Annotated in this window: 21 protein-coding genes; 10 read left to right on the forward strand and 11 right to left on the reverse strand. The window is 61.2% G+C overall.

Features of this window, described 5'->3' with window-relative positions; all coding sequences use genetic code 11:
* Nucleotides 1–3: 3 nt before the first annotated feature.
* Nucleotides 4–1,353, reverse strand: coding sequence for a replication initiation protein (locus AC3D25_RS24595; protein ID WP_488891099.1), 1,350 nt, complete (start codon nt 1,351–1,353; stop codon nt 4–6).
* A 1,723-nt stretch (nt 1,354–3,076) separates the two neighbouring features.
* Between AC3D25_RS24595 and AC3D25_RS24600 the strand changes: the two genes are divergently transcribed.
* The gene (locus AC3D25_RS24600) at nt 3,077–4,267 is read left to right on the forward strand and encodes a DNA-binding protein (protein ID WP_488891100.1); all 1,191 of its coding nucleotides are present in this window, start codon (nt 3,077–3,079) and stop codon (nt 4,265–4,267) included.
* A gap of 59 nt (nt 4,268–4,326) precedes the next feature.
* On the opposite strand, the gene AC3D25_RS24605 is transcribed toward AC3D25_RS24600, so the two are convergent.
* Nucleotides 4,327–5,343, reverse strand: a complete 1,017-nt coding sequence (locus AC3D25_RS24605) for a tyrosine-type recombinase/integrase (protein WP_488891101.1) — start codon at nt 5,341–5,343, stop codon at nt 4,327–4,329.
* Between the two features lie 176 nt (nt 5,344–5,519).
* Here AC3D25_RS24605 and AC3D25_RS24610 point away from each other — a divergent pair, with 176 nt between their 5' ends.
* Complete coding sequence (locus AC3D25_RS24610; protein ID WP_488891102.1) at nt 5,520–6,950, forward strand: DUF2252 domain-containing protein; 1,431 nt, start codon at nt 5,520–5,522, stop codon at nt 6,948–6,950.
* A gap of 69 nt (nt 6,951–7,019) precedes the next feature.
* Here AC3D25_RS24610 and AC3D25_RS24615 read toward each other — a convergent pair whose 3' ends face one another.
* Entirely contained in the window at nt 7,020–7,379 is a 360-nt protein-coding gene (locus tag AC3D25_RS24615; protein WP_488891103.1) for a DUF2471 family protein, read from the reverse strand.
* 237 nt (nt 7,380–7,616) lie between these two features.
* Here AC3D25_RS24615 and AC3D25_RS24620 point away from each other — a divergent pair, with 237 nt between their 5' ends.
* Nucleotides 7,617–7,802, forward strand: a complete 186-nt coding sequence (locus AC3D25_RS24620) for a CsbD family protein (protein WP_488891104.1) — start codon at nt 7,617–7,619, stop codon at nt 7,800–7,802.
* Between the two features lie 256 nt (nt 7,803–8,058).
* On the opposite strand, the gene AC3D25_RS24625 is transcribed toward AC3D25_RS24620, so the two are convergent.
* Nucleotides 8,059–8,664 carry a helix-turn-helix domain-containing protein gene (locus tag AC3D25_RS24625; RefSeq protein WP_488891105.1) on the reverse strand — a complete coding sequence of 202 codons (606 nt, stop codon included), beginning with the start codon at nt 8,662–8,664 and terminating at the stop codon, nt 8,059–8,061.
* Nucleotides 8,665–8,795: 131 nt separating this feature from the next.
* On the opposite strand from AC3D25_RS24625, the gene AC3D25_RS24630 reads away from it, so the two are divergent.
* Together AC3D25_RS24630 and tdh are read left to right on the forward strand one after the other, a co-directional pair.
* Entirely contained in the window at nt 8,796–10,007 is a 1,212-nt protein-coding gene (locus tag AC3D25_RS24630; protein ID WP_488891106.1) for a glycine C-acetyltransferase, read from the forward strand.
* Nucleotides 10,008–10,142: 135 nt separating this feature from the next.
* A complete protein-coding gene (gene tdh / locus AC3D25_RS24635; protein WP_488891107.1) occupies nt 10,143–11,174 on the forward strand; it encodes an L-threonine 3-dehydrogenase in 1,032 nt (343 codons plus the stop codon).
* Here the strand turns inward: tdh and AC3D25_RS24640 are convergent.
* Entirely contained in the window at nt 11,171–11,797 is a 627-nt protein-coding gene (locus AC3D25_RS24640; RefSeq protein ID WP_488892144.1) for a YceI family protein, read from the reverse strand. The genes tdh and AC3D25_RS24640 overlap by 4 nt on opposite strands.
* A 198-nt stretch (nt 11,798–11,995) precedes the next feature.
* Between AC3D25_RS24640 and AC3D25_RS24645 the strand changes: the two genes are divergently transcribed.
* Both AC3D25_RS24645 and AC3D25_RS24650 read left to right on the forward strand, forming a co-directional pair.
* Nucleotides 11,996–12,517 carry a hypothetical protein gene (locus AC3D25_RS24645; protein ID WP_488891108.1) on the forward strand — a complete coding sequence of 174 codons (522 nt, stop codon included), beginning with the start codon at nt 11,996–11,998 and terminating at the stop codon, nt 12,515–12,517.
* Nucleotides 12,518–12,769: 252 nt separating this feature from the next.
* Nucleotides 12,770–14,509: an FAD-dependent oxidoreductase gene (locus tag AC3D25_RS24650; RefSeq protein WP_488891109.1), complete on the forward strand. Its 1,740-nt coding sequence runs from the start codon at nt 12,770–12,772 to the stop codon at nt 14,507–14,509.
* Here the strand turns inward: AC3D25_RS24650 and AC3D25_RS24655 are convergent.
* From AC3D25_RS24655 to AC3D25_RS24665, 3 genes are read right to left on the reverse strand one after another with little or no spacing between them, the layout of a single operon-like run.
* Nucleotides 14,499–15,260 carry an ABC transporter permease gene (locus AC3D25_RS24655; RefSeq protein WP_488891110.1) on the reverse strand — a complete coding sequence of 254 codons (762 nt, stop codon included), beginning with the start codon at nt 15,258–15,260 and terminating at the stop codon, nt 14,499–14,501. The two genes, AC3D25_RS24650 and AC3D25_RS24655, sit on opposite strands and share 11 nt — an antisense overlap.
* The gene (locus AC3D25_RS24660; RefSeq protein WP_488891111.1) at nt 15,257–16,183 is read right to left on the reverse strand and encodes an ABC transporter ATP-binding protein; all 927 of its coding nucleotides are present in this window, start codon (nt 16,181–16,183) and stop codon (nt 15,257–15,259) included. The genes AC3D25_RS24655 and AC3D25_RS24660 overlap by 4 nt, the downstream gene beginning before the upstream one ends.
* A gap of 51 nt (nt 16,184–16,234) precedes the next feature.
* Complete coding sequence (locus AC3D25_RS24665) at nt 16,235–16,420, reverse strand: DUF1289 domain-containing protein (RefSeq protein ID WP_488892145.1); 186 nt, start codon at nt 16,418–16,420, stop codon at nt 16,235–16,237.
* Nucleotides 16,421–16,578: 158 nt separating this feature from the next.
* Between AC3D25_RS24665 and AC3D25_RS24670 the strand changes: the two genes are divergently transcribed.
* Nucleotides 16,579–19,083: a PAS domain-containing protein gene (locus AC3D25_RS24670; protein WP_488891112.1), complete on the forward strand. Its 2,505-nt coding sequence runs from the start codon at nt 16,579–16,581 to the stop codon at nt 19,081–19,083.
* A 531-nt stretch (nt 19,084–19,614) separates the two neighbouring features.
* Nucleotides 19,615–21,624 carry an AI-2E family transporter gene (locus AC3D25_RS24675; RefSeq protein WP_488891113.1) on the forward strand — a complete coding sequence of 670 codons (2,010 nt, stop codon included), beginning with the start codon at nt 19,615–19,617 and terminating at the stop codon, nt 21,622–21,624.
* 9 nt (nt 21,625–21,633) lie between these two features.
* Here AC3D25_RS24675 and AC3D25_RS24680 read toward each other — a convergent pair whose 3' ends face one another.
* The 3 genes from AC3D25_RS24680 to AC3D25_RS24690 all read right to left on the reverse strand — a co-directional run bounded on the left by AC3D25_RS24680 (nt 21,634) and on the right by AC3D25_RS24690 (nt 24,974).
* Nucleotides 21,634–21,867, reverse strand: coding sequence for a hypothetical protein (locus AC3D25_RS24680; RefSeq protein ID WP_488891114.1), 234 nt, complete (start codon nt 21,865–21,867; stop codon nt 21,634–21,636).
* Between the two features lie 193 nt (nt 21,868–22,060).
* Nucleotides 22,061–22,852, reverse strand: coding sequence for a 3-hydroxybutyrate dehydrogenase (locus AC3D25_RS24685; RefSeq protein WP_488891115.1), 792 nt, complete (start codon nt 22,850–22,852; stop codon nt 22,061–22,063).
* A 721-nt stretch (nt 22,853–23,573) separates the two neighbouring features.
* Nucleotides 23,574–24,974 carry a GntP family permease gene (locus AC3D25_RS24690; RefSeq protein ID WP_488891116.1) on the reverse strand — a complete coding sequence of 467 codons (1,401 nt, stop codon included), beginning with the start codon at nt 24,972–24,974 and terminating at the stop codon, nt 23,574–23,576.
* A gap of 338 nt (nt 24,975–25,312) precedes the next feature.
* Here AC3D25_RS24690 and AC3D25_RS24695 point away from each other — a divergent pair, with 338 nt between their 5' ends.
* Nucleotides 25,313–26,755 (forward strand): sigma-54 interaction domain-containing protein, encoded by a 1,443-nt coding sequence (locus AC3D25_RS24695; RefSeq protein WP_488891117.1) that lies wholly within the window; start codon nt 25,313–25,315, stop codon nt 26,753–26,755.
* The last annotated feature ends 3 nt before the right edge of the window (nt 26,756–26,758 follow it).

Genomic DNA, 26,758 nt, shown 5'->3' on the forward strand with positions numbered 1-26,758 from the left:
GCGTCAAGCGGCGCGCGATTGATTAAGCGTGAACGAGAGTAAATCGCCGTCGGTCGGCTCGCCCCAGGTCTTCCGGGCAAGCCAGTCAAAGAACGATGTTTCGGCCAGCTTTGAATCGAGGCCGCGCTTTCGCCAGTCGTCGCGCAGGTGTTGACCGAGGTCCGGCAGCACGTCTTCCTCGAAAGTCCGGCGCGCGAGTTCCCGTTCCGACTCACCTTGCTCGTCGTAGAGCGCGCGCGCTTCCTTGCGGCGAAACGCCGAATACTCGCCGAGCAAACGCGCCTTCAGGTCATCGGCCGGTGCGCCGTTGGTGCGAGGGGGCGTCGCCGCGGCCGGGAGCGCTTCGACGGGCGGCGCGTATCCCTTCTTCAATGCGTCCTTGAACAACGCCGCCGCGCTGCGGACCGGCGGTAGCGATGTGCTGCGCATCCGCTGCTCGGTCATCTGCAGTGCAGCGCGGATACGGTTTTCTTCGCTATCGGCATAAAGCGTCTGCGCGTCTTTCAACGGAATTCCGATCTTCACCATGCGATCGACGAGCGTACTGTCGAAAACGTTCGGATGTTCATCGAGCGCGAGCATCGGCTGCTTGCGCTCGGTCACACGGAACTGGATCTCGGCGACACGTCGCCCTTCGCGATGCTCGATCAATTCCACGAAAATGTTCGTGACCGCGTTCACTTCCGCGATTGCAGGACGCAGATAATCTCGCTTGAAGTACTTGTATTCGCGCTTGGCCTCGTCGCCAGCCTCGGTATCCGGCGTTCCTGAGAGAATCGGCCGCCACCATTCCCAGGTCTCGCGCATCGTCAGATGGCTCGGGTTCGTGAGATAACGCACGCAAATTTCGTATAGCGCGAGGCCCGCGCTGCTTCGCAACTGACTTTGAAACTGGAGACTGAGCCGCGCGTACTGGACGGGATCAAGGAGCTTTTTCTTGATCTTCGGCGCGAAGGAAAACTCGACCCAAACGCGCCGCGTGGCTGGATCTTCGAGAATTTCGGCATCCGCGATCAGCGTCGAAATGCCCCACTTGCGGCCCGGCTTCTGACTAGACGTGCCGGTGCTCCATTCAACCTGCACCGACACCATGCGCCGCAAATGCTCTTTGACGAGCGCCGTATCGTTCGAATCGAAGGCCGAGTTCGCCACGATATCGGACAACAGCGCGCGATAGGTGTCGCCGGACTCGTCCGCCTGCTGCGCAACCGCCAGCAGCACGTTGAAGAGCTTTCGCGTCAACAACGTGATTTTGCCGCTCTTCGGCTGAATCGCGATCGCCTCGACGGCTTTGCGCAACTCGGCCGAGCTCGGGCTGACTACATCTGTTTTCTTTGCGCGCTTGGTTGCCATGCGTCGGGTCGGGAGGATTTTGCAAAAAGGATACCCACTGCGGTGATGCGCGTCTATAGCACACGCTTCACCATCCGACGGTGAAGCGGACTTCGATGCCTGAACTCACTGCGGTGCGGTCCCGTAAACCCTCACCGCTCACCTTGCTCGCACTTCGCAGATAAACCGACGCCATGCGGGTAAACGGTTTGCGGCGCCCCGCGAGCGGTTTACTTCGCCGCACGGACGCTCCCGAAAGACCTCACCTAAAAAAAATTTACACGTGGCGGCGGATGTCGCGTTGTCGCGACGCGCATATTTGCATTGAATGGTGGCTAGCAGATCGATTTCTGCTTCTAGCGAAAGAATCTGGCAGATGACCTCCCGAAAACGCTCACCTACCGCGCTCGACGACTTCCGCTCGATGGCGCTAGAGATAGCCAAATCAAGCGATGCGCGGCTGAACGGGCCCCGAAAACACTCACCTTATGCGAATCGCGCTAAGAAATGCCACGTTCAGTCGACTCCCGAAAACCCTCACCTTACGAATTCCGAGACAAAAATCCCTGAATACTCCGGCACTTATCCATTTCAAGTCACCCATCCCCACGCAACAGCGATCCCGAAAATCCTCACCTGATCGACTTGATACGCGTGGCGTCCACTTATCTCCAACGGTTTTCTGGCGCCCCTGAAAATCCTCACCTATAGAAAGCGGCAGCATAGCAACTTCCACATAGACCATTGATTCTTAACCATAAATTCTTCCGCATGGAATCATGGCCTGTCTCGAGCCTCAGTTTTCAAGAACAGGTTGCAGCACGTGCTCCCGCAAAACCTCACCTTAAACGTCCCGGACCGCCCCCGATCCGTGCACAACTAAACGATATCTTCATCCTGCAAAAGCTCACCTTGTCCGTTTTTGTCGGTTTTTGGTCCTCGAAATGCTTCGCCAGCGCGAAAAGCACGGGCGGTTTCCATCAGATCGTCGAATTGGCTCCCGCATATACTCACCTTAGAAGCGGTCGCGCATCCCGGACGGGGCGCTCGCAGCCTTCGGCGCCCCGAAAACGCTCACCTATCGGTTCGTTTCTTCCCCGCAAAGGCTCACTTATCGGTAAATATGACCTTGCCGGAGTATAAATCTGGTCTGTTTTATAGGTCCCGTATCGCCTCACCGCAACAATCTGACATTTTGACCCGTGCAGCGCACAACCATTGGGAATGCGGCTCTGCGGGTCCCGCAAAACCTCACCGTCCGAATCTGGCCGGCTCCCGAAGCCGCTCACGATCAGTCCCGCGTGTTCTCACGTTCGTCCCTGAACCCCATCACCCGTGAATCCCGGAGCGGCTCACCGACTAGCCCGTAAAGGCTCACCTCATCGCGCGGAAACGCCCAGCCAGTAAGGCTTTGCGGCGGCGTTAACGTCTTTAACTAAGGTTCAAGGGTGTTTACTTCTAATACTCTCAACCAACCATTCCTTTGTGCTCTCACTAGGAAAGCTACTTCCAACCGTGGAACACGCCGAGTGAGTAAAAAATTTGATAAATCCGAGCAAATTCAATAGATTAGGAGAGAGAGCTAAGAATGTTTCACGAACAACCATTTTTTTGGGTGCATGGTGGTAATCTTCCAGCACAAAAGTAGCCAACAAAAAGCACTTGAGCTGACAAAGACTAGGAACGTTGCATTCACAACGTAAAACATTATGATCGCTCCAATTTTTTCGATCTGCCCCTTCCTATGAACGACGAATCTCGCCAATTACTGCGCGATGAACTGGAAAAGCTCCGGGCCGGAGGCGCGCGTCGGCAGGAACTTTCGCAGCATGCCTGCAAGCGTTTGTTTTTCGATTATGGAATTCGGCCGTCTATCGCCACGGTGCGTGACCTAACGCTCACCGGAAGCGCCAGCGATATTCCGAAGGACATCGACGCGTTCTGGTCCCGAATTCGTGCCGTATCGCGTGTGCGAATCGAGGGTGGTGCGATTCCGGAAAGCCTGCAGGAGCGCGCCGGAGAACTGCTCGGTCAGTTGTTCGCCGAGGCGCAACAGCACGCGCACACTCTGCTAGGCGCCGAGCGTGAGGAAATTCAGCATGCCGTCGACGCATCGGCGATCGAATTGCGCGATGCCCGCATTCGTGAATCGACGATCGAGGAAGCTTATAAGCGTAGCGAAAACCGCGCAGATCTAGCCACCGCGCGGGTCGCTTCGCTCGAGGCGGAACTTGCGACGTTGCGCGGGCAGGAATCGAACGCAAACGGCGGCCTGCAGACGCTAATCCGCCGTTTGGAGGACGAAAACGCGGCACTCGTAAAACGGCTCGACGCGGAGCAGGCCGCAAGCGCGGCGTTGCGCGATCGGATTGACGCGCTGCAGTCCGAATTTCGTCAGAACACGGAACATTACGCGCAGCAAATCAAGGATGCGGTTAGCGAGGCAGAACGCCGCGTGAAACCGATGCTGGTCGAACTTGATTCATTGCGCGGAATGGCGGCGACGTATCAGGCGGGCGTTCGGGACTCGAGTCAGAAAGAATTCGAGTTTATTCAACAACTTAGTGCCGCGAAGGTGCGGGGTGATCGACTGGAGGTGCAGGTCAGAAACCAGTCCGATGAACTGGACGCGCTCGTTCGCGAATGTGATGCGCTGCGTACCCGTGGCGCAATTAGCGAGAATCTCGGCCACCTGATTTCCTTGCTTGTGTTCGACGGCCGGCTGTCCGACGAGGAACTCGCAGCGCTCGGCACGGAAGTCGATGCGCATATTGCCGTGCCGCATCGGTGTCCGGCATGCGAAGACGGCGAGCCGGAGTTGTCGCATCACAATGGCGCGTTCGAGTTGGCTTGTCCGGATTGCGATCATAGCTCGGGCGCCTCGTCGTCGCGGCTTGCGGCGGTCGCGCGATTTCGAGTGCGAGAGCGTGCCTAAGCACAGCGCTCGCGTCATCGACATCTAAAGGTGAGGTTTTTCGGGAGCTGACGGATGGGCTAGAACGTGTCGGAGTTCCCGCTATCTCGCGCCTGGATGAGATCACGCTCCCGAATTTGCTCACCCATCCACTGCTGCCACGCCCGATGAAGCCGATGCGACGAAATCGGTTTTTGGAAACCGAGCCACTGACCGACCCGTTCCGGCGCCGTGCCTCCGTCGAACAACTCTGCGGCAAAGGTGTTTCGAAGTGTCTGCGGACTGGCGCGTGCGACGCGTGACGAACTGATCCCGGATGCGTCGATGACCGCGTCGATCGCGCGAAGCATCGTCGCCTTGTGCATCGGGCGGCCGGATGGGGCGGCGGGAAACAGTAATTCGCCGGCAAGTTCGGCCGTTTTGCGCTCGCTGATCCAGTCATCGAGCAAGGCGGTGGCGAAAGGCGCGAGCCGGGTTTGTCGGGTGAGTGCGGGATTATCGGGTTCCACGGTCAACCACGGCTGGTTCCAAACGTAGCAACTAACAGTAAGCGACGCCGCCTCGCTGGTTTTGACCCCGCCGCCCAAAAACGCCGCGACGAGCGCTCGATCGCGGCGTTCGCGCCAGCGTTGCCCTTGCGTCACGGCATCGAGCGGAGTGAAAAGAAATGCCACTAATCGCGCGCGTTCGCCGTGTGCGAGGAAGCCCGTCGGTTCGTTTTCGCGGGCACTTCGCCACGCCGCTTCGCCGTCCTGCGCGATGAAGCGAGCGGGGTTCGTCGATGCAATTTCGATCTCGCGGACATGGTCCAGCACCCGCTCGATCAGCCTCAGATAACGCGCGCGCTGCGTTCGACGAATGTCGAGTTGGGTCACGAACTCTTCGATAACAGGCCGCTCGACCGACCGCAAATGCTTCCCCTTCGCCTTCAGCCAATCGAGAAATGCTCCCCATTGCGCGCGATAAACATCGGCCGACGAGGCGCGAAACGCTTGCTGCGCAAGCCAGGCATCGAACGCGATTTGCGGGTCGGCGTGCCAGTCCGCGCGATGTTGATCGAACATATCCGAGTGATGCGCCGGCGGCGATTGGGTCATGACGATTTATCCGTTAGTTGCTTAGATATCGAGAGATATCGTGACCTGATAGATGCATCCGGTCAACCCATAAAACGCGCCGTCTCCTTTTTTCTTGCCTCGCGATAGCGACCTCGCCTACTGTCACCATTAACGCCTTGCCGTCCTACACACAAGTAAAAGAAAGGAGCAGCAATATGGCATCGTTGCCGTTGATCCAGGAACGTCGGGCACGCGGACGGGCGGCTCGCAGCGCGGTACCTCGGGGAAGTCACGAGACGGTCGGAAACGTCGATCGCGATGCCGTCGATTTGTTGCAGAGAAGCAGCGCCGGGCGCGTCGGCGCGCTCGTCCCCTTGCGATACGGGCGCATGCTCGTTTCCCCATTCACATTCTTCCGTGGCAGCGCGATCGTGCAGGCGCACGATCTGGCCGGCACGCCCGATAGCGGTATCCATCTCCAAATTTGCGGCGACTGCCACTTGTCCAATTTCGGCGGATTCGCGACGCCCGAACGCGCGCTGATTTTCGATCTCAACGATTTCGACGAAACTGCGCTAGGACCGTGGGAGTGGGATCTGAAGCGGTTGGTCGCGAGTTTTACCGTCGCCGGTCGCACGCTCGGACACGGCAACGCGGCCGCCGACGAATTCGCGTTCCTCGTGGCGCAGAGCTATCAGACGCGCATTGACGAATATGCGGAGATGGGCGCGCTCGAACTCTGGTACGAGCGGATTACGTTCGACCGCCTGTACGAGACGGTAAGCACGGACGATGCGCGGCGACGCGTCAAGCGCGGAATCGCCCGCGCGTCGCGGCGCACGCACGAAAGCGTGTTGCCGAAACTGGCGGAGGAAAACGAGCCGGGCGAATGGCGCATTCGGGACGCGCCGCCCGGCGTGTTTCACATTCACGGCGACAGTACGCTCTTCGGCCCGGACGAAGACTGGATGAAACTCACCGGTACGCGCGAAGAGCTTCTCGCGCCAGTCTTGCGTGAATACATGACGACGATCACCGCCGACCGCGCCGAATTGCTCTCCCAATTCGCGCTGAAAGACGTGGCCTTCAAGGTGGTCGGCGTGGGAAGCGTCGGTACGCGTTGCCTCGTTTTCCTGATGACCGACCCGATCGGGAAACCGCTTTTCCTGCAACTGAAGGAATCGGCGGCGTCGGTGGTGTCGATGTTTTTCGACGACGCCGGCGCGAACGCTTCCGAGCTTCACGACGGACGGCGCGTCGTGACCGGCCAGCGCTTGATGCAGGCGGCGACCGATCCGTTTCTGGGATGGGCGACCGGCCCGCTCGGGCGTCCGATGTACATCCGCCAACTTCGCGACATGAAAATCTCCGCCGAACTCGAACTCTTCAACGCGGGAGCTTTTCGCGAGTACGCGGCTTTGTGCGGCTGGGTTCTCGCACGGGCACACGCAAAAGCGAGCGGTCGCGCGCCTGAAATTTCCGGATATATCGGCAGCGGCTCGCGCATGGCCGAAACGTTGATGCGCTATGGCAGCGCCTATGCGGACCAGGTGGAACGCGATTTCGACGCGTTTCGGGTTGCCTGCCGAAACGGTCGCCTCGAAGCGCGAACCGACGCCGACATGGCCGCCGATTTCACGACTTAGTCGGCGCGCGCCATGGCGGTTTGCGGCATGCCGCCGCGCGGCAAGCGCGCGCTGCTATGCCGCAAACGATCAATGCGCGACGGCGACGGCGAGGGCCGGTCGCCCCTGTTGCGCTGCCCGCTCGTAAGCATCGACGGCAAATGCAAATACGGCCGGCAACGCGTTCGTCGCACTGAAATCGACGACATCATCCGTTTCCGGGTATTGGAATTCGCCCGGTCGCGCGAAAAGCTCGCGTAAAGTCGGCTCGTGCCGCCCGGCGAAACCGAGATCAGCGACCGCCTCCGCCTCGATTGCGTGCAGAAGGCGCCACGTGAGCGGCACGCCCTGCACGATATACCGTGCCGATACCGCGCGCGTGATGCGTTCCAGGTCCCGCACCGCGCGGGCAAATTCTTTCTTGCTGAGTTGCTCGTCTAATTTGTCCATCGTCGTCCCCTCAAGCCGTCGCCGTATACTGTACAAACATACAGTACTTGTCGCAACGTTCATTTAGCGTCGCGCCGCCGAAACTCTGTGTCTGTGCGATTCCGCCTACGGGTTAATCAGACGCGCACGCCTAGGCCGGCGAGCGGGAAGCGCGCATTGTTATCCCGTACGGAGGGCGCGCTCGGCGTTCGTAACGGCCCCAGCGCGTAAGCTAATCAACTACAAGGAGAACGAAAGATGAATAAGGATCAAACGGATGGTCTGGTCGAGCAGGCGAAGGGCAAGGTCAACGAAGTGGTCGGAAAGGTGACCGGTGACAAGAAGCAGGAAATCAAGGGCGATTTACAGCAGGCAGCTGGGAAAGTCCGAAAGGGCGTTGGGGATGCGCGTGAAGACGTAAAGGATTCCCTGAAGAAACCGTGATTTTCAAGGCAGCATCGGAACGAAAGCGCACGAAGCAGTTGCGTAAGGTTCGAAGCGGGACGCGTGCGTCCCGCTTTTTTGGGTGTATCGACGAAGAACCGTCCGGCGGGTCGAGGGAAACTTTATGCGCATCAAGTTTCAGCCCCGCAGCCCCGCAACCCCGCATCCCGCAGCCCCGCAGCCCCCGCAGCCCCCGCAGCCCCCGCAGCCCCCGCAGCCCGCGCCACTCGCGCCACTCGCGCGACGGCGTTTGAAATCAAACGTGAACGACCACGAGTAAGGCTTTAGCCTCGCCACGCCCGACATTCCGAATAGCGTGGGGTTCATCGGCTGAATAACGCGCGGTTTCCGCGATCTTTACGCGCTTGCTGGTTCCCGATGCGTCGATCTCGATTGAGCCTTGAAGCACAGTCAAATGCTCGCGCGTGCCCGGCTCGTGGGCGTTAGAAACGAGCGACCGTCCCGGCGTCAGCGTGAGTTCGTACCACTCGAATTTCCCCGCCAGATCTATGGGTCCCCAAACGCGCAGTTGATACGCGCCATCGGCGCCATTTAGTGTCGGAATGTCGTGAGGACCGACGATGCGAATAGTGTCGACTTCCTTTTGCTGCGCAAAAAGCTGGTCCAGGCTAATGCCGAGCGCATTCGTCAAGCGCCATGCAACAGCGATGGTCGGATTCGCCTTGTCGCGCTCGATTTCCGACAACATCGACTTCGAAACGCCCGCTGCTCGCGATAAATCGTCGAGCGTCAGCTTTCGCTCATTGCGAAGTCGCTGAATCTGTTCGCCGACGCGCGGCGGCGCTGCGACTGTCGAAACAGTCTGTGCGCTCGTATTCTCCCTCGTGCTCGTGCTTGCCATCGGCGCTTCAATCCTTTACATTGTTCGGCATATTGGAAATGCGTTCGAAATATCGAACTTGTCCATTCTGATCGATCGACTATAACAGGACCGATGCGTGCCGGCATCGCCATGACCAACCCGAGACGCCGATGAAGCAAAAATACTTGAGCCATGTCCAGACGACGATCGACGAAATTCGTGCGGCGGGGTTCTACAAGGCGGAACGTGTGATCGCAAGTCCGCAATCGTCGGCAATTACGCTGGCGGGCGGCGCCGAAGTCCTTAACTTTTGCGCGAACAACTATCTTGGGCTGGCTGACGACGCACGGCTGATCGATGCGGCGAAGCGCGGCCTTGAACGCGACGGTTTCGGAATGGCCTCGGTGCGATTTATCTGCGGCACGCAGAGCGTACACAAGACACTTGAAAAGGCGCTCGCCGATTTTCTTCAGACCGACGATGCCATTCTGTATTCGAGTTGCTTCGACGCCAACGGCGGCCTTTTTGAGACGTTGCTTGGCGATGAAGACGCAATCATCAGCGATGAACTCAATCACGCCAGCATCATCGACGGCGTGCGGCTTTGCAAGGCAAAGCGCTTTCGCTATCGGAACAACGACCTCGCGGACCTCGAAGCGCGTTTGCAGGAGGCGGACGCCGCAGGGGCGCGCTTCAAGATGATCGCCACCGACGGCGTATTTTCGATGGACGGAATCATCGCCAACCTCACGGGCATCTGCGATCTTGCGGATCGCTATGGTGCGCTGGTCATGGTCGACGATTCCCACGCGGTTGGTTTTGTCGGCGCAAACGGACGCGGAACGCCAGAGCATTGCGGCGTGGCGGATCGGGTCGATATCTTCACCGGAACACTGGGAAAGGCGCTCGGCGGCGCTTCCGGCGGTTACGTCGCAGCGCACAAGGAAATTGTCGAATTGTTGCGGCAACGCAGTCGTCCGTATCTGTTCTCGAATACGTTGGCGCCGAGCATCGCGGCGGCGTCGCTCGGCGTGATCGAACTACTTGCGAGCGACGAAGGCGCGGCGCTGCGAAAGCGGGTCAGTGAAAACGGCGCCCGGTTTCGATCGGCGATGACCGCACTCGGCTTTACGCTCGTGCCGGGTGAGCATCCGATCATCCCGGTGATGTTGGGCGACGCGCAACTCGCATCGAAGATGGCCGACGCACTTCTGCAAGAAGGCGTCTACGTGATTGGGTTCTCCTATCCGGTCGTGCCGAAAGGCCGCGCGCGCATCCGCACGCAGATGAGCGCGGCGCACACGCCCGAGCAGGTGGACCGTGCTATCGATGCGTTCGCGCGTGTCGGTCGCGCGCTCGGCGTGATCTCGCAAGGCGGCTGATTACCGACGGCAGGTTACAGCGCAACGCGACACCTGCACTGCCCAAAACTTGATGCGCATAAAGTTCGGCGCCCCGAGCGGGCAAAGGCCAAATCCAAACGCCGAACTCAGACAGCATCGTCAGGAAGACCAAAAATGAAAGCACTCGCAAAACTCGAACGCGCGCCGGGCCTTACGATGACGCAGGTCAAGCGTCCGGAAGTCGGCCACAACGACGTCCTGATCCGTATCCGGAAAACGGCGATTTGTGGAACGGATATCCACATCTGGAAATGGGACGACTGGGCGCAGAAAACGATTCCAGTGCCAATGCATGTCGGCCATGAATATGTCGGCGAGATTGTCGAGATGGGGCAGGAAGTGCGCGGCTTCGAGATTGGCGACCGCGTGTCCGGCGAAGGCCACATTACCTGCGGGTTCTGTCGAAATTGTCGCGCGGGACGGCGTCACCTTTGCCGCAATACCATTGGCGTCGGCGTGAATCGGGAAGGCGCATTCGCGGAATACCTCGTGATCCCCGCTTTCAACGCGTTCAAGATTCCCGCAGACATTTCCGATGATCTCGCTGCGATCTTCGATCCTTTCGGCAACGCCACGCATACTGCGTTGTCGTTCAATCTCGTCGGTGAAGACGTGCTGATTACGGGCGCGGGGCCGATCGGCGTGATGGCGGTCGCGATTGCGCGGCATGTCGGCGCTCGCAACGTCGTGATTACCGATGTGAACGCTTATCGCCTGGAACTTGCGCTCAAGATGGGCGCGACGCGCGCCGTGAATGTCGCCAGCGAATCGCTGCGCGACGTCATGGCGGAACTCGGCATGACAGAAGGATTCGACGTCGGCCTGGAAATGTCCGGCGTGCCGAGCGCCTTCACCAGCCTGCTCGAAGCGATGAACCACGGAGGCAAAGTGGCATTGCTCGGCATTCCACCCGCGCAGACTGCGATCGACTGGAACCAGGTGATTTTCAAGGGTCTGGAAATCAAGGGAATCTACGGCCGGGAGATGTTCGAAACCTGGTACAAGATGGTCGCGATGCTGCAAAGCGGCCTCGATCTTTCGCCCATTCTCACGCACACGTTTCCCGTCGACGACTTCGAACAGGCCTTTGCCACCATGCTGTCGGGTAACAGTGGAAAGGTCGTCCTCGACTGGACAACAGTCTAAGGCGCCGCCGCCGCGCCTTCATTCGTATCTGGCGAAAATTCGGCCTGAATCGCGACATGCACGTCGTCGCCGACGGCCGGATACCACGTTGACAAGCCGAACAACGCGCGGCTGAAATGACCGTCGGCGGAAAAACCGAGCGTTTCCTGTTTGGTCAGCGGGTCTTTTGAGTGACCGTTGAAGGTCATATCGAGCGTGACGGGGTGAGTCGCGCCGCGAATCGTCAGATCGCCGGTCAGTCTGCCCTTGTTCTCGCCGGTGCGCTCCACGCGCGTGCTGGTAAAGCGGATCACCGGATATCGCGCGACATCGAACATATCCGCGCCCTTCACCAACCGGTCGAGCAATGGCACGTTGGTGTTCACGCTCGACGCGTCGATTTCCACCGCAACGCTGCTTTTCACCAGTCCGCCAGGCCGCCAGTCGAGCTGCGCGCTCGCCTTTTCGAAACGCACGACAAAGCGTGAATAGTGAAAATGATCGACATCGAAGCTCACGTTCCAGTGATGCGGATCGAGTCGATATCGGCCGGGCGCCACACTGGATTCGTCGGCCGATACCGTGTGCGTGACGACTTGAAACGGCGTGCATGCTGAAAGCGCAGCCGCCATAGAAACGGCCATCGCCGTCAAGATCGTCGATAAACGAAGTTTCTTCGACAAACTCAAACTCATCGTGCAGATCCGGTGATTTTTCTCGAAATAGCTCAGGGCCGTTGCTCCGAGCGCGACTTCCACACGATCGCCATCCTATTAATGTAGAGTTCCGGTCGAATCCTATATTGAAAAGGCGTTGCCGCGCCCGGCGGCGACGGAAAGTCCATGCTATCAACGCCGGCCCGGAGCCATGTATCTCGCGCACTCTGTTTGTTTACCGCGGCATTCGCCGCATTATCGATAAGCACAAACGCGCGCGCGGCCGACTGGTGCAGCAATGGCGTCTGGGTCGATGCGATGATCGGTTCGCACCACTTCCACCCGAAAAAAGATTTCGAGCAATTCAATCCAGGTATCGGCGTGGAATGCTGGATCAATTCCGAATGGGCGCTGACCGGCGGATATTTCCGTAACTCGCTGTCGAAACCGTCGTTTTACGGCGGCGGCGTCTGGGCGCCCGAATTTGCACATTGGGGTGTCGTGCGGCTCGCGGCGATGGGCGGGCTGATCTCCGGCTACGACTACGGCGGCTGGGGAATCGGCCACAACCACACGGTCGGTCCCGTCATCGCGCCGATCATCATGGCCGAGTACGGCCGCGTCGGCGCGAATATCATCCTCATTCCGCCGATCCCGTCGAGCGATCTGCCATTCACGATGGCGCTGCAACTCAAGCTGCGTTTCTAGTCCTAATCGCCTCGTCTCATCCGCTTCCTGGCGCGATGGCCGTTTTCCACACAGCGGGAAACGGGCCTTCGCCACGTACCAAAAAACCTGTCCCGCTTTCTCCTTGACGCTCCGGTACATGCAAGCGCGGGGACGCATAGTGTCCAAAAGCAGCGCGGATTGACACGTGATCTTCACATGTGGAATAGTATTCCAACTTTGAGCGCTGTTCAAATTTGCTCAGCGACCACGTAGAAAGCATCGACGGTAACCATGAATACGCCAACGGAATTGAATTGCGATCTGCTCGTCATCGGTTCGGGCGCGTCCGGCTTGGCCGCCGCCGTGACGGCGGCCTGGCATGGCCTCAAGGTAATCGTCGTGGAGAAGGACGCCGTTTTCGGCGGCGCCAGCGCGTGGTCGGGCGGCTGGATGTGGGTGCCGGGCAATCCGCTCGCGAAGCGCGCCGGGATCGATGAAGACCCGCAGCAGCCGCGCACTTACCTGAAAAATGAACTCGGCGAACGCTACGATCCGGCGCGCGTCGACGCGTTTCTCGACAACTGCCCGCACATGATTTCGTTCTTCGAGGAACACACGGCGCTGCAATTCGTCGATGGAAATGCGATTCCGGATGTTCACGGCAGCGTCGAAGGCGCGGCGACGCAGGGTCATCAGGTGATCGCCGCGCCATATGACGGGCGCGAACTCGGGCCGCTCATCGAGCGCCTGCGCAAAACCATGCGCGAGACGTCGTTCATGGGCATGCCGATCATGGCGGGCGCGGATCTCGCGGCGTTTCTCAGCATGACGCGCTCGCTCAAATCTTTTGCTCACGTGACGCGGCGCTTCGCACGGCACTTGTTCGACCTCGCCCGATACGGCCGCGCGATGCAACTCGTCAACGGCGTCGCGCTGATTGCGCGGCTCGCGAAATCGGCGGAAAACCTTGGCGTGACGCTGATCGACTCCGCGCCCGCGAAGCGGCTGATTCTCGACGGCGACGGCGACGCCGTGCGCGGCGCGGTCGTCGCGACGACGCAAGGCGAGATCGCGATTCACGCGGCGAGAGGCGTCGTGCTCGCGGCAGGCGGTTTTCCCAACGATATCGCCCGGCGCCGCGCGTTGTTCCCGCGCACGCCGACCGGACGCGAGCATCTCGCGCTGCCGCCCGAAAGCTGTTCCGGCGACGGCATCGGTCTCGGCGAATCGGCGGGCGGCTGCCTCGTCACGAACGTTGCGTCGCCCGCAGCGTGGGCGCCGGTGTCGAAGGTGACGCATCGGGACGGCAGCGTCGGACATTTTCCGCACATCATCGACCGCGCGAAGCCGGGCGTGATCGGCGTGCTCGCCGACGGCAAGCGCTTCGTGAACGAAGCCGGTGGTTATTACGATTACACGGCGGCGATGGTCGCGGCCGTGCCGGAAGGCGAGGAAGTGGCGTCGTGGCTGATTTGCGATCACCGGTTCTTGCGCCGCTACGGGCTCGGCTACGCGCGCCCGTTTCCGGTTCCGGTCGGCTCATTCATCCGACGCGGCTACCTGCAGCGCGGCGCGACGGTCGAGGCGTTGGCGAAACGGTGCGGCATCGCATCGGACGCATTGTCGAACACCGTCCGGATTTTCAACGAACACGCCCGGCGCGGCGAGGATCCGCAGTTCGGCCGCGGCTCGACGTCCTATAACCGCCGAGGCGGCGACGTATCGCACGGCGGCCCGAACCCGTGCGTCGCGCCCATCGAACACGGCCCGTTCTACGCCGTCAAAGTGCTGCCCGGCAGCTTCGGGACCTTCGCCGGACTCACGACGAACGGTTCCGCGCAGGCGCTCGACCGCGACGACAAGCCCATCGCCGGCCTCTACGCGGTGGGCACCGACATGGCGAGCGTGATGGGCGGCTTCTACCCGTCGGGCGGTATCAACCTCGGCCCGGCGATGACGTTCGGCTACATCGCGGGCCGCCACGCGGCGGGCGCGACGGCTTACGAAGGCGTCGATAAGATCAAGCCTTGAGCTTGTAGCCGGTTTTGAAAATCCACGCGACGATGCCTGCGAATATCGCGAGAAAAACGAAGGTCATCGCGACACTGATTCCAACGCTGACATCCGATACACCATAGAAACTCCAGCGAAATCCGCTGATCAGATAAACGACCGGATTGAATAGCGCGACGGCTTTCCAGAAGGGCGGCAATATCTCGATGGAATAGAAGCTGCCGCCGAGAAACGTGAGCGGCGTGATAATCAGCAGCGGAATGATTTGCAGCTTTTCGAAGCCGTCCGCCCAGATGCCGATAATGAAACCGAGCAGACTGAACGTGACCGAGGTGAGCAACAGAAACAGCACCATCACGAGCGGATGATCGACGCGCAACGGCACGAAAAGCCGCGCGGTAATCAGAATGATGAGGCCGAGAATAATCGACTTGCTCGCAGCCGCACCGACATAGCCGATCACGATTTCCAGGTAAGACACGGGCGCCGACAGTAATTCGTAAATCGTCCCGGTGAACTTTGGAAAGTAAATGCCGAATGAAGCGTTCGACACGCTCTGCGTCAACAGCGACAGCATGACGAGCCCCGGCACAATGAACGCGCCATAACTCACGCCGTTCACTTCCGGAATGCGCGAACCGATTGCCGCGCCGAACACGACGAAATAAAGCGAGGTCGAAATAACCGGCGAGATAATGCTGCCCATGATGGTGCGCCAGGTGCGCGCCATTTCGAATTTGTAGATTGACTGGATTGCGCGGCTATTCATTTTTTCCTACCCACCAGACTCACGAAAATATCTTCGAGCGAGCTTTGCGTCGTCTGAAGATCCTTGAAGATCACGCCGCTATCGGCCAGATCCTTGAGTAACGCGATAATCCGCCCGGGCTCGTCGTGCGCGTCGTAGGTATAAGTCAGCTCGCAGCCATCCGCCGATAACGCCAGCCCATAAGCCGCGAGTCCGGCCGGCACCTGCGCGATTTCGCCTTCCAGTTGCAGCGTCAGTTTTTTCTGGCCGAGCTTGCGCATCAATTCCGCTTTATCTTCTACCAGGATAATCTCGCCGCGATTAATCACGCCAATCCGGTCCGCCATTTCCTCGGCTTCGTCGATGTAATGGGTCGTCAGAATGACGGTCACGCCGCGATCCTTCAGGCCGCGCACGAGATTCCACATATCGCGGCGCAATTCGACGTCCACGCCGGCGGTCGGCTCGTCGAGAAAGAGAATTTCGGGTTCGTGCGACAACGCCTTCGCGATCAGCACACGGCGCTTCATCCCGCCGGACAGCGTCACGAGCTTGTTGTCCTTCTTGTCCCACAGCGAAAGCGACCGCAACACCTGCTCGATATGCGCCGGATTCGGCGGCTTGCCGAACAGGCCGCGGCTGAACGAAACGGTCGCCCAGACGGACTCGAACGCGTCGGTCGTCAGTTCCTGCGGCACGAGGCCGATCATCGCGCGGGCCGCGCGATAGTCGGTCTGGATATCGTGACCGTTCACCGTGACCGTGCCTTCGCTCGGATTCACGATGCCGCAGATCGTGCTGATCAGCGTCGTCTTGCCCGCGCCGTTCGGCCCGAGCAGCGCGAAAATCTCGCCTCGGCGGATCGTCAGGTTGATGTTGTTCAGCGCCTGGAAGCCAGACCCGTAGCGCTTCGATAGCCGGGATATTTCGATGACATTTTGCATGGCCCAGAACATAGCAGAACCGGCGCTATTTTTCTTGGACCATCCGTTCTCTCAACGTTTTCCGTGCTTTTTGAGCTTTGCCTTGCGTTTCGGCCGCTCGTCGATAATCCGCCTGCGCTGCTTGTCCTTCAGCTTTTTCCACTGCCGGCACTCGTCCTTCGTGCGCAGGCAACCGATGCACAGGCCCGTTTTGTCGTCGAATTTGCAGATGTTGATGCAAGGGGATTCCACTGCCATGACCGTCCCGGACGCGAGTCGCTTAGAGAAGCTAAATCTCGCACGCGTAAGCGGCGGCGGCCAGCTAATTGTGTCAATTATGTCGATAGTCAGGTACGACATACCGAATGCTAAGATGGCCGCATTGCCGCTTCGGGCCGTGCCGCACCTCTGCCGACATGCCGCGTCCTCTACTCTTCTCCACATTGGGCCAGCTCGAATTCGAGAGAGCCGTGCTCGGCCGTGTCGTGGCGGGCATGCCGCTCGTGGAAGTGCTCGAACACGTCATTCGCCGGGTCGAAGCGCTGTCGGCCGAGCCGATGTTCGCGTCCGTGCTGCTCGTCGATGCAAGCGGCAAGCGGTTCGCCCACGGCGCCGCGCCGAGCCTGCCGGAAAGCTATAACCGCGCGATCGACGGCCTCGAATTCGGACCCGTGACCGGTTCCTGCGGTGCGGCGGCCTACAGCGGCGAGCCGGTGATCGTGAGCGATATCGAACACGATCCGCTTTGGGTGTCGTATCGCGATCTTGCGCTCGACCACGGCCTGCGCGCCTGCTGGTCCTGGCCGATCCGCGCAGCGGACGGCCGCGTGCTCGGCACGTTCGCCAACTATTATCCGATCGTGAAAAGCCCGTCCGACGCGAATCTCGAAGAGATCGCGTTTGTCGCGAGCGTCACGGCACTCGCCATCGAGCGCTATACGAGCGATCTCGCGCTGCGCAAAAGCGAGGAAGGGCTGCGGATCGCGCAGCAGGCGGGGCGGATCGGTACGTTCGAAATTTTTCCCGAGCGCGGACGCGTGGCGGTCTCGGCGGAGTTTTGCGCTCAGTGGGGACTCGCGCCGCAAGCAGAGTTCGATATCGCGGAACTGAGCGCGTTCGTGCATCCCGACGATCGCCTCATCGTGCTGAACACGGGCAAGGAAATTCCCGCCGATGCGCTCGACTATCTCGAATATCGGATCCGTCGCCCGGACACCGGCGAAGAGCGCTGGATGGGCCGGCGCGGCGAGGCGGTCGAGAGCGGCGAGGCGGGCGTGCGGTATCTCGGCGTCTCTTACGACATCACCGAATACAAGCGCGTCGAGGCGCGTTTGCGCGTCAGCGAATCGCAGTTGCTGCGCCTGAACGATTCGCTCGCGGCCGAGGTCGAGGCGCGCACGCGCGAACGCGACAGCCTGTGGCGCAATTCGCGCGATCTTTTTATCGTCGCGAGCGAGGACGGCATGTTGCGCGCCGTGAATCCCGCGTGGACATCCATTCTGGGCTTTCGCGAGGAAGAACTCGTTGGCCGGTCGATCGCGGAAATCGTGCATCCGGACGATCAAACGCTCACGCGCGCCGCGCTCGACGCAGCGGTCGATTCCGGTCATGCGCGCTTTGAAAACCGGATCGTTCATCGCGACGGGACGTATCGATGGGTGTCGTGGGTCGTTTCGCCCGAAGGCGACGCGATGTATGGCAACGGTCGCGATATCACGAGCGAGAAGGACACGGAGCACGCGCTTCGGCAAACCGAGGAAGCGCTTCGGCAGGCGCAGAAGATGGAAGCGCTCGGGCAACTGACCGGCGGGATCGCGCACGATTTCAACAATCTGCTGCAAGGCATTACCGGGCCGCTCGAACTGGTTCGCCGCTTCGTGCAGCTTGGCCGGATCGACGAACTCGACCGGTTTATCGGCATGGCGATGGGTGCGGCAAATCGGGCGGCGTCGCTCACCCACCGGCTGCTGGCGTTTTCGCGCCGCCAGCCGCTCGACCCCAAGCCCGTCAACGCCGACGAGCTTCTGAGTTCCATCGACGACCTCTTGCGCCGCACGATGGGCGAGGCGATCGACGTCAAGGTGATCCGTAACCCGCAACTCTGGCTCACCCGTTGCGATGCCAATCAGCTCGAGAACGCGCTCCTGAATTTCGCCATCAACGCGCGCGACGCGATGCCCGACGGCGGCCGCCTGATCCTCGAAACCGGCAACGTGGAACTCGGCGCGGCATTCGCGGCGCGGCATCCGGATGTCGCGCCGGGCGCTTACGTAGTGGTGTCGGTGTCGGACACCGGCGCGGGGATGCCCGCCGACGTGATGGCGCGCGCCTTCGATCCGTTCTACACGACCAAGCCGCTCGGGCAGGGCACGGGGCTGGGGTTGTCGATGGCTTACGGGTTCGCGCGGCAGTCCGGCGGCATCGCGACGATCGACAGTGTGATCGATGTCGGCACGACGGTTCGGCTGTATTTGCCGCGCTATCAGGGCGGGGTGCGGACGGAGGAAACCGCCGCCGAGCTTACCGATGCGCATCGGGCCGCCGAGCGGCGCGCGATTCTCGTCGTGGAGGACGATCCTGCGGTGCGGGAGCTTGTCTGTGAGATTTTGCGCGATCTCGATTATGAGGTGATGGCCGCGGTCGATGGACCTTCTGGGTTGGCGGTGCTCAATTCGCCCGCGCATATCGATTTGCTCGTGACCGATGTCGGGTTGCCGGGGTTGAACGGGCGGCAGCTTGCCGATGCCGCGCGCTCTACGCGGCCGGGGTTGAAGGTGCTCTTTATGACGGGTTACGCCGAAGCCGCCACGCGCAGTAACGGGTTTCTCGATTCCGGCATGGAGATGATTACCAAGCCGTTCACGCTCGAGTCCATGGCTACGAGGATTCGCGCGATTATTGCCGCGCGTGCGGGGGGGTGAAGGTGTTTTTGTCTGCGTGTGCTTCTTGGAAACTTGCTTTCGTGTGCGTTTATTAGCGATGCCCCTGTCCGGGGCGGGACTCACTTTCTTTGCTGCTGCAAAGAAAGTAAGCAAAGAAAGCAGCTTATCCGCCTAAGTGTCCACCTCGAATAACCTCGCGGATAGGCGCGCAAGCTGACTCGGGTGGCGCGCAGTCACTCTCATTGGCACAGCGCCTGCCAGTTCCGTCCTCGCTCCGCTCGGACGACGGGAACACGCGTCCGTTCTACTCTTCTGGGTGCGTCGTCCTTGTGAAACGAATCGCAGTGCGGATTCGTCGCCTACTTTTAACCTCCGCTCCCGCATTGCCTCACCCTTTATCTCCTGAATATTCTCACCCTCGATCCCGCGCGTCGTGCCGTCGCCGGGCAAATGGCACGCGCCTTGCTCAAATACTGACCAAGCAGACGCCCGCGTGCCGCAGTCGACGGTCCGCAACGCTTGGCTCACGCGCCGCCCAAGCCGCCCAAGACAGAACAAGAGAAAAATTTCATGAGCACGCCCTCGAGTCCCCGCCGGCCGCCCGCCAAAGTTTTGCCGCCCGACGCCCCCGGCGTGCGCGCACTCACCTCGCTCATTACCGGCGTCGTGGTCATCTGCGCGCTGTATTTCGGCCGCGCCGTCCTCATTCCGATCATCCTAGCCGTGCTGCTCAGCTTCCTCGTCGCGCCGTTCGTCGACCTGTTGCGGCGGCTCAAGTTCGGGCAGGTGCCCTCGGTGATCGTCGCGGTGCTGGTCGCGCTGTCCGTGCTCACGGCGGTCGGCGCGCTGATCGGCGCTCAGGTCGCGCAACTGGCCGGCGATTTGCCGCAATATCAGGTGGCCGTCGAGCGGAAGATCGAACGCGTTCAGCAACAAACCGTCGGCCGCGCGGATGAGTTTCTCGGCCGCGCTTCGACCGCGCTCAAACGGCTTTCGCCCGCGCGCGAGCAGGAAGCGCGCAAGAACGAAAATCCCGCGACGTCGCCCATCGACGCGCCGATGCCCGTCGAAGTCCACGAGCCGTCGCCGTCGCCGCTCGAACTGGCGCAGCGCTTCCTCGCGCCGGTCATCAGTCCGCTCGAAACCACCGGCATCGTGCTCGTGGTGGCGATTTTTATCCTGTTGCAGCGCGAGGATTTGCGCGATCGGCTGATTCGCCTCTTCGGTTCGCGCGATCTGCACCGCGCCACGACCGCAATGGATGAAGCCGCGCGCCGTCTGTCGCGCTATTTCCTCGCGCAACTCGGCATCAATCTGGGCGTGGGCATCGTCGTCGCGATCGGACTCGCGATCATCGGCGTGCCCGGCGCGCTGCTATTCGGCGTCCTGACCGCGCTGCTGCGCTTCGTGCCCTACGTCGGAACGTGGATCGCCGCGCTGGTCGCGCTGATTTTTGCGGCGGCGGTCGGTCCCGGCTGGAGCATGCTGATCTGGACGCTGGTCTTGTACGGCGTCACCGATATCGTCGCCGGGCAGGTCGTCGAACCGCTGTTGTACGGACACAGCACGGGGCTTTCGCCGTTCGCGGTGATCGTCGCGGCGGTGTTCTGGAGCTGGATCTGGGGGCCGATCGGGCTCGTGCTGTCGACGCCGCTCACGCTGTGTCTCGTGATTCTCGGGCGGCACGTGGACCGGCTGGAGTTCCTCGACGTGCTGTTCGGCGACCGGCCCGCGCTCACGCCCGCCGAAAATTTTTATCAGCGCCTCTTGGCGAACGATCCCGACGAGGCGCTGGTCCAGGCCGAATCGTTATTGAAGGAGCGCTCGCTTTCCGCCTATTACGACGAAGTGGCGCTCGCCGGGTTGCGCCTCGCGCACAACGACGTGCTGCGCGGCGTGGTCACGGTCGATCAATTGCGGCGGATCAACGAATCTGCGCTGGATATCATCGAAGGACTGGAGGACGTCGAGGACGTGGTGACGGCGAAGATGAAGGAGGACGAGCCGCCCGCCGCGCTCGAAATGTCGGACGACGAGAAGGGCATTAGCCACGAGTCGCCGCCCGGTCGTTTCGATGCAGCAGCGGAAGGGCATACGGCATCGGTGCTGTGTATTGCCGGGCGTGGCGAACTGGACGATCTCGCCGCGAATATCGCCGTGCAGCTTTTCCGGAAGCACGGGCTCGGCGCGGATCTGACGGGCTACGAACGCTTTTCGCGCAACCGCTTCGGGGAAGTGGACCTGTCGGGCGTGTCGATTATTTGCGTGGTGTCGTTCGATGCCGCCGAATCGCCGCCGTATCTGCGCAACCTGCTGCGCCGGCTGCATCAGCGGGCGACGGCGGCGGACCTGATCGTCGGGCTGGTCGTGCCGGAAACCGCGTTGCCGGGCGAAGCGCTGGTGCGCAAGACCTCGGCGGCGACGTCGTTCAAGGAACTCGTCGATGCGAGCGTCGCCGCTGCGCGCCGGCAGACGCACGACGGCGTGTCTTGGGCCGGCCTGAATCCGCCCGAAGGCGCTACGCCCGACGCGGCGGCGCCCGCGACCGCTGCCGCCGTGGGCGAGTTGCGCAACGCTTGAGCGCCGGATTCAGCGGTTGCCGTCGAAGAGGTCGTTGAGCATGGTGTCGAAGGCGCCTTGCGCTTCTTCGAGTTCCTGCAGCGCGGCGTCGAATGTTTGCAGTGCGATTTGCGACGGGCGGCCATCGCCCGCCGGGGGAAACTGGCCTTGCAATGCGGTGAAGGCGGACTGCACCTGCCGCGTCGCGTTGACGATACGTTCCATCGCTCGCGCTTCTTCCGCGCGATTGGCTTCAGAGGTCATTGGAGACTCCTTGTGGGGGAACCTCGATAGTACCAACTGACGCGGGTTTTCAGGCCGGGCCGCGTTAGGCTGGGACGCGTCGGGGCGGGCGCGTTAGGCTGGGACGCGTCGGGGCGGGATGCGTTAGGCTGGGACGCGTCGGGGCGGGATGCCCTTGGCTTGCTCGCTGCTCGCGGTCGCCACTTCGGGCGCGTTATTGAGCGGTCCAGCCGCCGTCGATGGTCAGCGCCGAGCCGCGCATTTCCTTCGCGGCGTCGGAGCAGAGGAACACGGCCAGATCGCCGATTTGTTGCGGCGTCACGAATTCCGCCGACGGCTGTTTATCGCCGAGCAATTTCGCGCGCGCCGCGTCGGGCGTGAGCGATTCGCGCTGCGCGAGATCGTCGATCTGCTTTTGCACCAGCGGCGTCAGCACGAAGCCGGGGCAAATGGCGTTTACCGTCACGCCGGTGCGCGCGTTTTCGAGCGCCGCCACTTTCGTCAGCCCGACGATGCCGTGTTTGGCCGCGACATAGGCCGACTTCCCGGCCGATCCGACCAGCCCGTGGACCGAGGCCACATTGATGACGCGGCCCCAGCCGTGTTCGCGCATGGCGGGCAGGGCGACGCGCATGGTGTGGAACGCCGAGCTGAGGTTGATCGCGATGATTGCGTCCCAGCTTTCGACTGGGAACGTATCGACGGTCGCGACGTGCTGGATGCCCGCGTTGTTCACGAGAATATCGACGGTGCCGAACGAGTCGGCGGCGAAGGCGATCATCGCCTCGATTTCGGCGGGCTTTGTCATGTCCGCGCCGTGGTGGACGGCTTTCGCGCCGGTCGCCTCGATGTGGGCGATCGCGCCGGACACGTCGCCGAAACCGTTCAGCACGAGGTTTGCGCCTGCTTCGGCCAGTGCTGTGGCGATGCCCAAGCCGATGCCGCTCGTTGAGCCCGTGACTAGGGCTGTCTTGCCGGACAGCGGTTTTTGGGTCGGTGTGGTCATTTTTTGGGGTTTCCTTGGGTTTGGTTTTTCGCTGGCGCTCGTGGGTTTGTTTGCTTGCCTGCGCTTCTTTTGAACTTGCTTTCGTGTCGGTCTATTAGCACGCCGCTATGCGCGGCAGCAGTCACTTTCTTTGCTGCTGCAAAGAAAGTAACCAAAGAAAGCAGCTTATCCGCAGAAGTGTCCACCTCGAATAACCTAGCGGATAGGCACGCAGGCTGATTAGGCTAACTCGCGTTCGTTCGGATTGGCACAGCACCTGTCAGTTCCATCCTCGCTCCGCGAGGACGACGGGCACATCAAAAACCGTTGGTGAGCGGTCGGTTCGGTTGTTCTGTTATGCCGTTCCGGCAGGCACTTCGTGCCTGCCGGGATGAATGAGCGGCTCCGCTCTGTAGTGTGGTGCGATGGCCGAATCAGCTTGCGCGCCACTCCCGGTTACGGTTCGTGGTGGACACTTAGACGGACTAGCTGCTTTCTTTGGTTACTTTCTTTGCAGCAGCAAAGAAAGTGACTGCTGCCGCGCATAGCGGCGTGCTAATAAACCGACACGAACGCAAGTTCACAAAAAGCGCATGCAAACCAAAGCAAAGGGCGCCAGCAAACCAAACCGGTGCAAGTTCCCAGGAAGCACAAGCAAACAAACCCACGAGCGCTAGCAAATCAAAATCAGTGAAAGCGCGGGCCAACCGAAGGTTTTAACCGACCGCGCCAGCCCCACACCTCAAACAACGCCAGTCAAGTAGTACACCGCAATAACAAAAAACACGGCCATCGTCTTGATAATCGTGACAGCGAAAATATCCCGGTACGACTCCCGATGAGTGAGCCCCGTCACGGCCAAAAGCGTAATCACCGCGCCGTTGTGCGGCAACGTGTCCATCCCGCCACTCGCCATGGCGACAACCCGATGCAACACCTCAAGCGGAATATGCGCGGCCTCGGCACCCTTGATGAACAAATCCGACATCGCCCCAAGCGCGATACTCATCCCGCCCGACGCCGACCCCGTAATCCCCGCGAGCGAACTCACCGAAATCGCTGCATTCACGAGCGGATTCGGAATGCTCTTGAGCGCATCCTTCACGACGATAAACCCCGGCAGCGCTGCGACCACGCCGCCAAAGCCGTATTCCGACGCTGTGTTCAACGACGCCAGCAGCGCGCCGCCGACCGCCGCCTTCGTGCCGATGGCAAAACGCTCGCGCACCCGGCCGAACGCCGTCACCACGACCAGCAAGATGCCGAGCAGCAACGCACCTTCCACAGCCCAGATCGCGACGACCGATTTGATCGCCGTCGTGACGGGCGCCGCGTTGCCGGGCAACACATCGGCGGCGACCGTGTAGCTCGCGCCGTACCAGACCGGAATCCACTTGGTCAGCACGAAATTCGCCACGCCGACCAGGATCAGCGGCGCGACCGCCAGCAGCGGATTCGGCAGTTGCTTCGCCTCGACGCGCTCCGGCTCGTTCACGAGCGACGTGCCGTAGCCCTCGCCGGTCGCCATGACCGAGCGGCGTCGCCATTCGAGAAACGTCAGCCCCACCACGACGATAAACACCGAGCCGATCGTGCCGAGCCACGGCGCGGCCCAGCCGGTCGTCTTGAAAAAGGTCGTCGGGATGATGTTCTGGATTTGCGGCGTGCCGGGGAGCGAATCCATCGTGAACGAGAACGCGCCGAGCGCGATCGCGCCGGGCATCAGGCGCTTCGGAATATTGCTCTGGCGATAAAGCTCGGCCGCGAACGGATAGACCGCGAACACCACCACGAACAGCGAGACGCCGCCGTACGTGAGCACCGCGCACACCGCCACGATCACCGCATTCACGCGCGACTTGCCGATATAGCGGATGGCCGCGGCGACGATCGATTCGGAGAAGCCCGACAGTTCGATCACCTTGCCGAATACCGCGCCGAGCAGGAAGACGGGGAAATACAGTTTCACGAAGCCGACCATCTTCTCCATGAAGATGCCGGAAAACACCGGCGCGACCGCCGACGGTTCGGTCAGCAGAACCGCGCCCAGCGCGGCGAGCGGCGCGACGAGGATGACGCTGTAACCGCGATAGGCGGCCAGCATCAGGAACACCAGTGCAGCGAGCACGACGATAAAGGACATTGAGTCTCCGTAATATTCTTGTAGAAGCGTTTCTTGTAGGCGCCGGCAAGCGGGCTTCTTGTAAAGCCCCGGTGTGCGTCGTGTGGTCTTGCGCGCGGAAAGGCGAAATGCAGGTTCCGTGCCAACGCCGTTCGGACAACGCTTGATCGCCGACACGACGAGCTTACGCGCGGCCTGTGTCGCGAATTGTACCGAAAACGTCTATTAAACGAGACGTAATCTCTCTCGAAAATGCGCGCGCGGGTTCCTCGGATGTCACTCTGCATAAGGTCTTGCGGGCTGTCTCGATGCTGAGATATGCTGTCTCTATAACGAGATTTATAAAAAGGATGGGGACGATGCATAACGACTGGACCACGGTCCCAGTGAACTACGACGACGTCCTTCGCCGCGCGATGGAGTCGCTCTTCAAGACGTTCGAGAATTTCAGCGAAGGCACGTTTATCGTCGATGCGGATGCGCGCGTCGTGTGGATCAACAAGCGCTACGCCGCGCGTTTCGGCTTTTCGGACCCGGAGCAAGCGATCGGGCGCGACTGCGAATCGGTCATTCCGAACAGCCTGATGCGCGAGGTCGTGACGACGGGCAAGCCGATCCTGCTCGACGTGCTGGAGACCGATCGCGAACCGCTCGTCGTCACGCGCCTGCCGCTGAAAGACGATCACGGCGTGACGGTCGGCGCGATCGGTTTCGCGCTCTTCGACGAAATGAAGGCGCTCACGCCGCTTTTTTCGCACTATTCGCGCGTTCAGCAGGAATTGATCGCGACGCGGCAATCGCTCGCGCAGGCGCGGCGGGCGAAATATACGTTCGCGAGTTTTGTCGGCACGAGCGCGGCGAGTCTCGAAGTGAAACGCCAGGCGCGGCGCGCGGCGCAGGTCGAGTCACCTGTGTTGCTGCTCGGCGAGACCGGCACCGGCAAGGAACTGCTGGCGCACGCGATCCACGGTGCATCCACGCGTGCCGCGCGTCCGCTCGTGACGGTGAACGTCGCGGCGATCCCGGACACGTTGCTCGAAGTCGAGTTTTTCGGCGCGGCGGCGGGCGCGTACACGGGCGCGGATCGGAAGGGCCGCGTGGGCAAATTCGAACTCGCCGGCGGCGGCACGCTGTTCCTCGACGAGATCGGCGATATGCCGTTGCCGCTTCAGGGCAAACTGCTGCGCGTCTTGCAGGACAAGGAGTTCGAGCCGCTCGGCTCGAACCGGATCGTGCGCGCGGACGTGCGGATTATCGCCGCGACGTCCGCCGATCTGCCCGCGCTCGTCGCGTCGGGCCGCTTCCGCGCGGATCTTTTTTACCGGCTGAACGTGCTGACGATCCACGCGCCGCCGCTGCGCGAGCGGCTCGGCGATATCGAGGCGCTCGCCTACGCGATCCTCGAAGAACTCTCGTCGCAGGCGCAGCCCGGCCACGCGGGCCATTTCGTTCTACAGGACGACGCGTGGCGTTTGCTGTGCGCGTATCCGTGGCCCGGCAATGTGCGCGAATTGCGCAACACGCTGGAGCGCGCGGTCATGTTGTCGGACAGCGAACATATCGACGCACGCACGCTCGCGCCGTTTATCGGCCCGTCGCGCTTGCAGCCCGCTTCCGGCGACGAAGCACAGTCCGCCGCCGCGTCGCAGTCGCACGCCGACGCCATGGCCGGTTTCGAGCGGCGCTTTCTCTCGGACGCGTTGCTTGCGTGCGGCGGGCGGGTGACGGAAGCGGCGCAGCGGATCGGCTTGGGGCGGGCGACGCTTTACAAGAAAATCGCCGCGCTCGGCATTGAGATTTGAGTT

The sequence above is a fragment of the Caballeronia sp. SL1002 genome (assembly GCF_057814995.1).

Coding starts and splice junctions, on each gene's coding strand:
- AC3D25_RS24595 (WP_488891099.1), bottom strand. CDS start 1,353: ATGGCAACCAAGCGCGCAAAGAAAACAGATGTAGTCAGCCCGAGCTCG.
- AC3D25_RS24600 (WP_488891100.1), top strand. CDS start 3,077: ATGAACGACGAATCTCGCCAATTACTGCGCGATGAACTGGAAAAGCTC.
- AC3D25_RS24605 (WP_488891101.1), bottom strand. CDS start 5,343: ATGACCCAATCGCCGCCGGCGCATCACTCGGATATGTTCGATCAACAT.
- AC3D25_RS24610 (WP_488891102.1), top strand. CDS start 5,520: ATGGCATCGTTGCCGTTGATCCAGGAACGTCGGGCACGCGGACGGGCG.
- AC3D25_RS24615 (WP_488891103.1), bottom strand. CDS start 7,379: ATGGACAAATTAGACGAGCAACTCAGCAAGAAAGAATTTGCCCGCGCG.
- AC3D25_RS24620 (WP_488891104.1), top strand. CDS start 7,617: ATGAATAAGGATCAAACGGATGGTCTGGTCGAGCAGGCGAAGGGCAAG.
- AC3D25_RS24625 (WP_488891105.1), bottom strand. CDS start 8,664: ATGGCAAGCACGAGCACGAGGGAGAATACGAGCGCACAGACTGTTTCG.
- AC3D25_RS24630 (WP_488891106.1), top strand. CDS start 8,796: ATGAAGCAAAAATACTTGAGCCATGTCCAGACGACGATCGACGAAATT.
- tdh (WP_488891107.1), top strand. CDS start 10,143: ATGAAAGCACTCGCAAAACTCGAACGCGCGCCGGGCCTTACGATGACG.
- AC3D25_RS24640 (WP_488892144.1), bottom strand. CDS start 11,797: ATGGCCGTTTCTATGGCGGCTGCGCTTTCAGCATGCACGCCGTTTCAA.
- AC3D25_RS24645 (WP_488891108.1), top strand. CDS start 11,996: ATGCTATCAACGCCGGCCCGGAGCCATGTATCTCGCGCACTCTGTTTG.
- AC3D25_RS24650 (WP_488891109.1), top strand. CDS start 12,770: ATGAATACGCCAACGGAATTGAATTGCGATCTGCTCGTCATCGGTTCG.
- AC3D25_RS24655 (WP_488891110.1), bottom strand. CDS start 15,260: ATGAATAGCCGCGCAATCCAGTCAATCTACAAATTCGAAATGGCGCGC.
- AC3D25_RS24660 (WP_488891111.1), bottom strand. CDS start 16,183: ATGCAAAATGTCATCGAAATATCCCGGCTATCGAAGCGCTACGGGTCT.
- AC3D25_RS24665 (WP_488892145.1), bottom strand. CDS start 16,420: ATGGCAGTGGAATCCCCTTGCATCAACATCTGCAAATTCGACGACAAA.
- AC3D25_RS24670 (WP_488891112.1), top strand. CDS start 16,579: ATGCCGCGTCCTCTACTCTTCTCCACATTGGGCCAGCTCGAATTCGAG.
- AC3D25_RS24675 (WP_488891113.1), top strand. CDS start 19,615: ATGAGCACGCCCTCGAGTCCCCGCCGGCCGCCCGCCAAAGTTTTGCCG.
- AC3D25_RS24680 (WP_488891114.1), bottom strand. CDS start 21,867: ATGACCTCTGAAGCCAATCGCGCGGAAGAAGCGCGAGCGATGGAACGT.
- AC3D25_RS24685 (WP_488891115.1), bottom strand. CDS start 22,852: ATGACCACACCGACCCAAAAACCGCTGTCCGGCAAGACAGCCCTAGTC.
- AC3D25_RS24690 (WP_488891116.1), bottom strand. CDS start 24,974: ATGTCCTTTATCGTCGTGCTCGCTGCACTGGTGTTCCTGATGCTGGCC.
- AC3D25_RS24695 (WP_488891117.1), top strand. CDS start 25,313: ATGCATAACGACTGGACCACGGTCCCAGTGAACTACGACGACGTCCTT.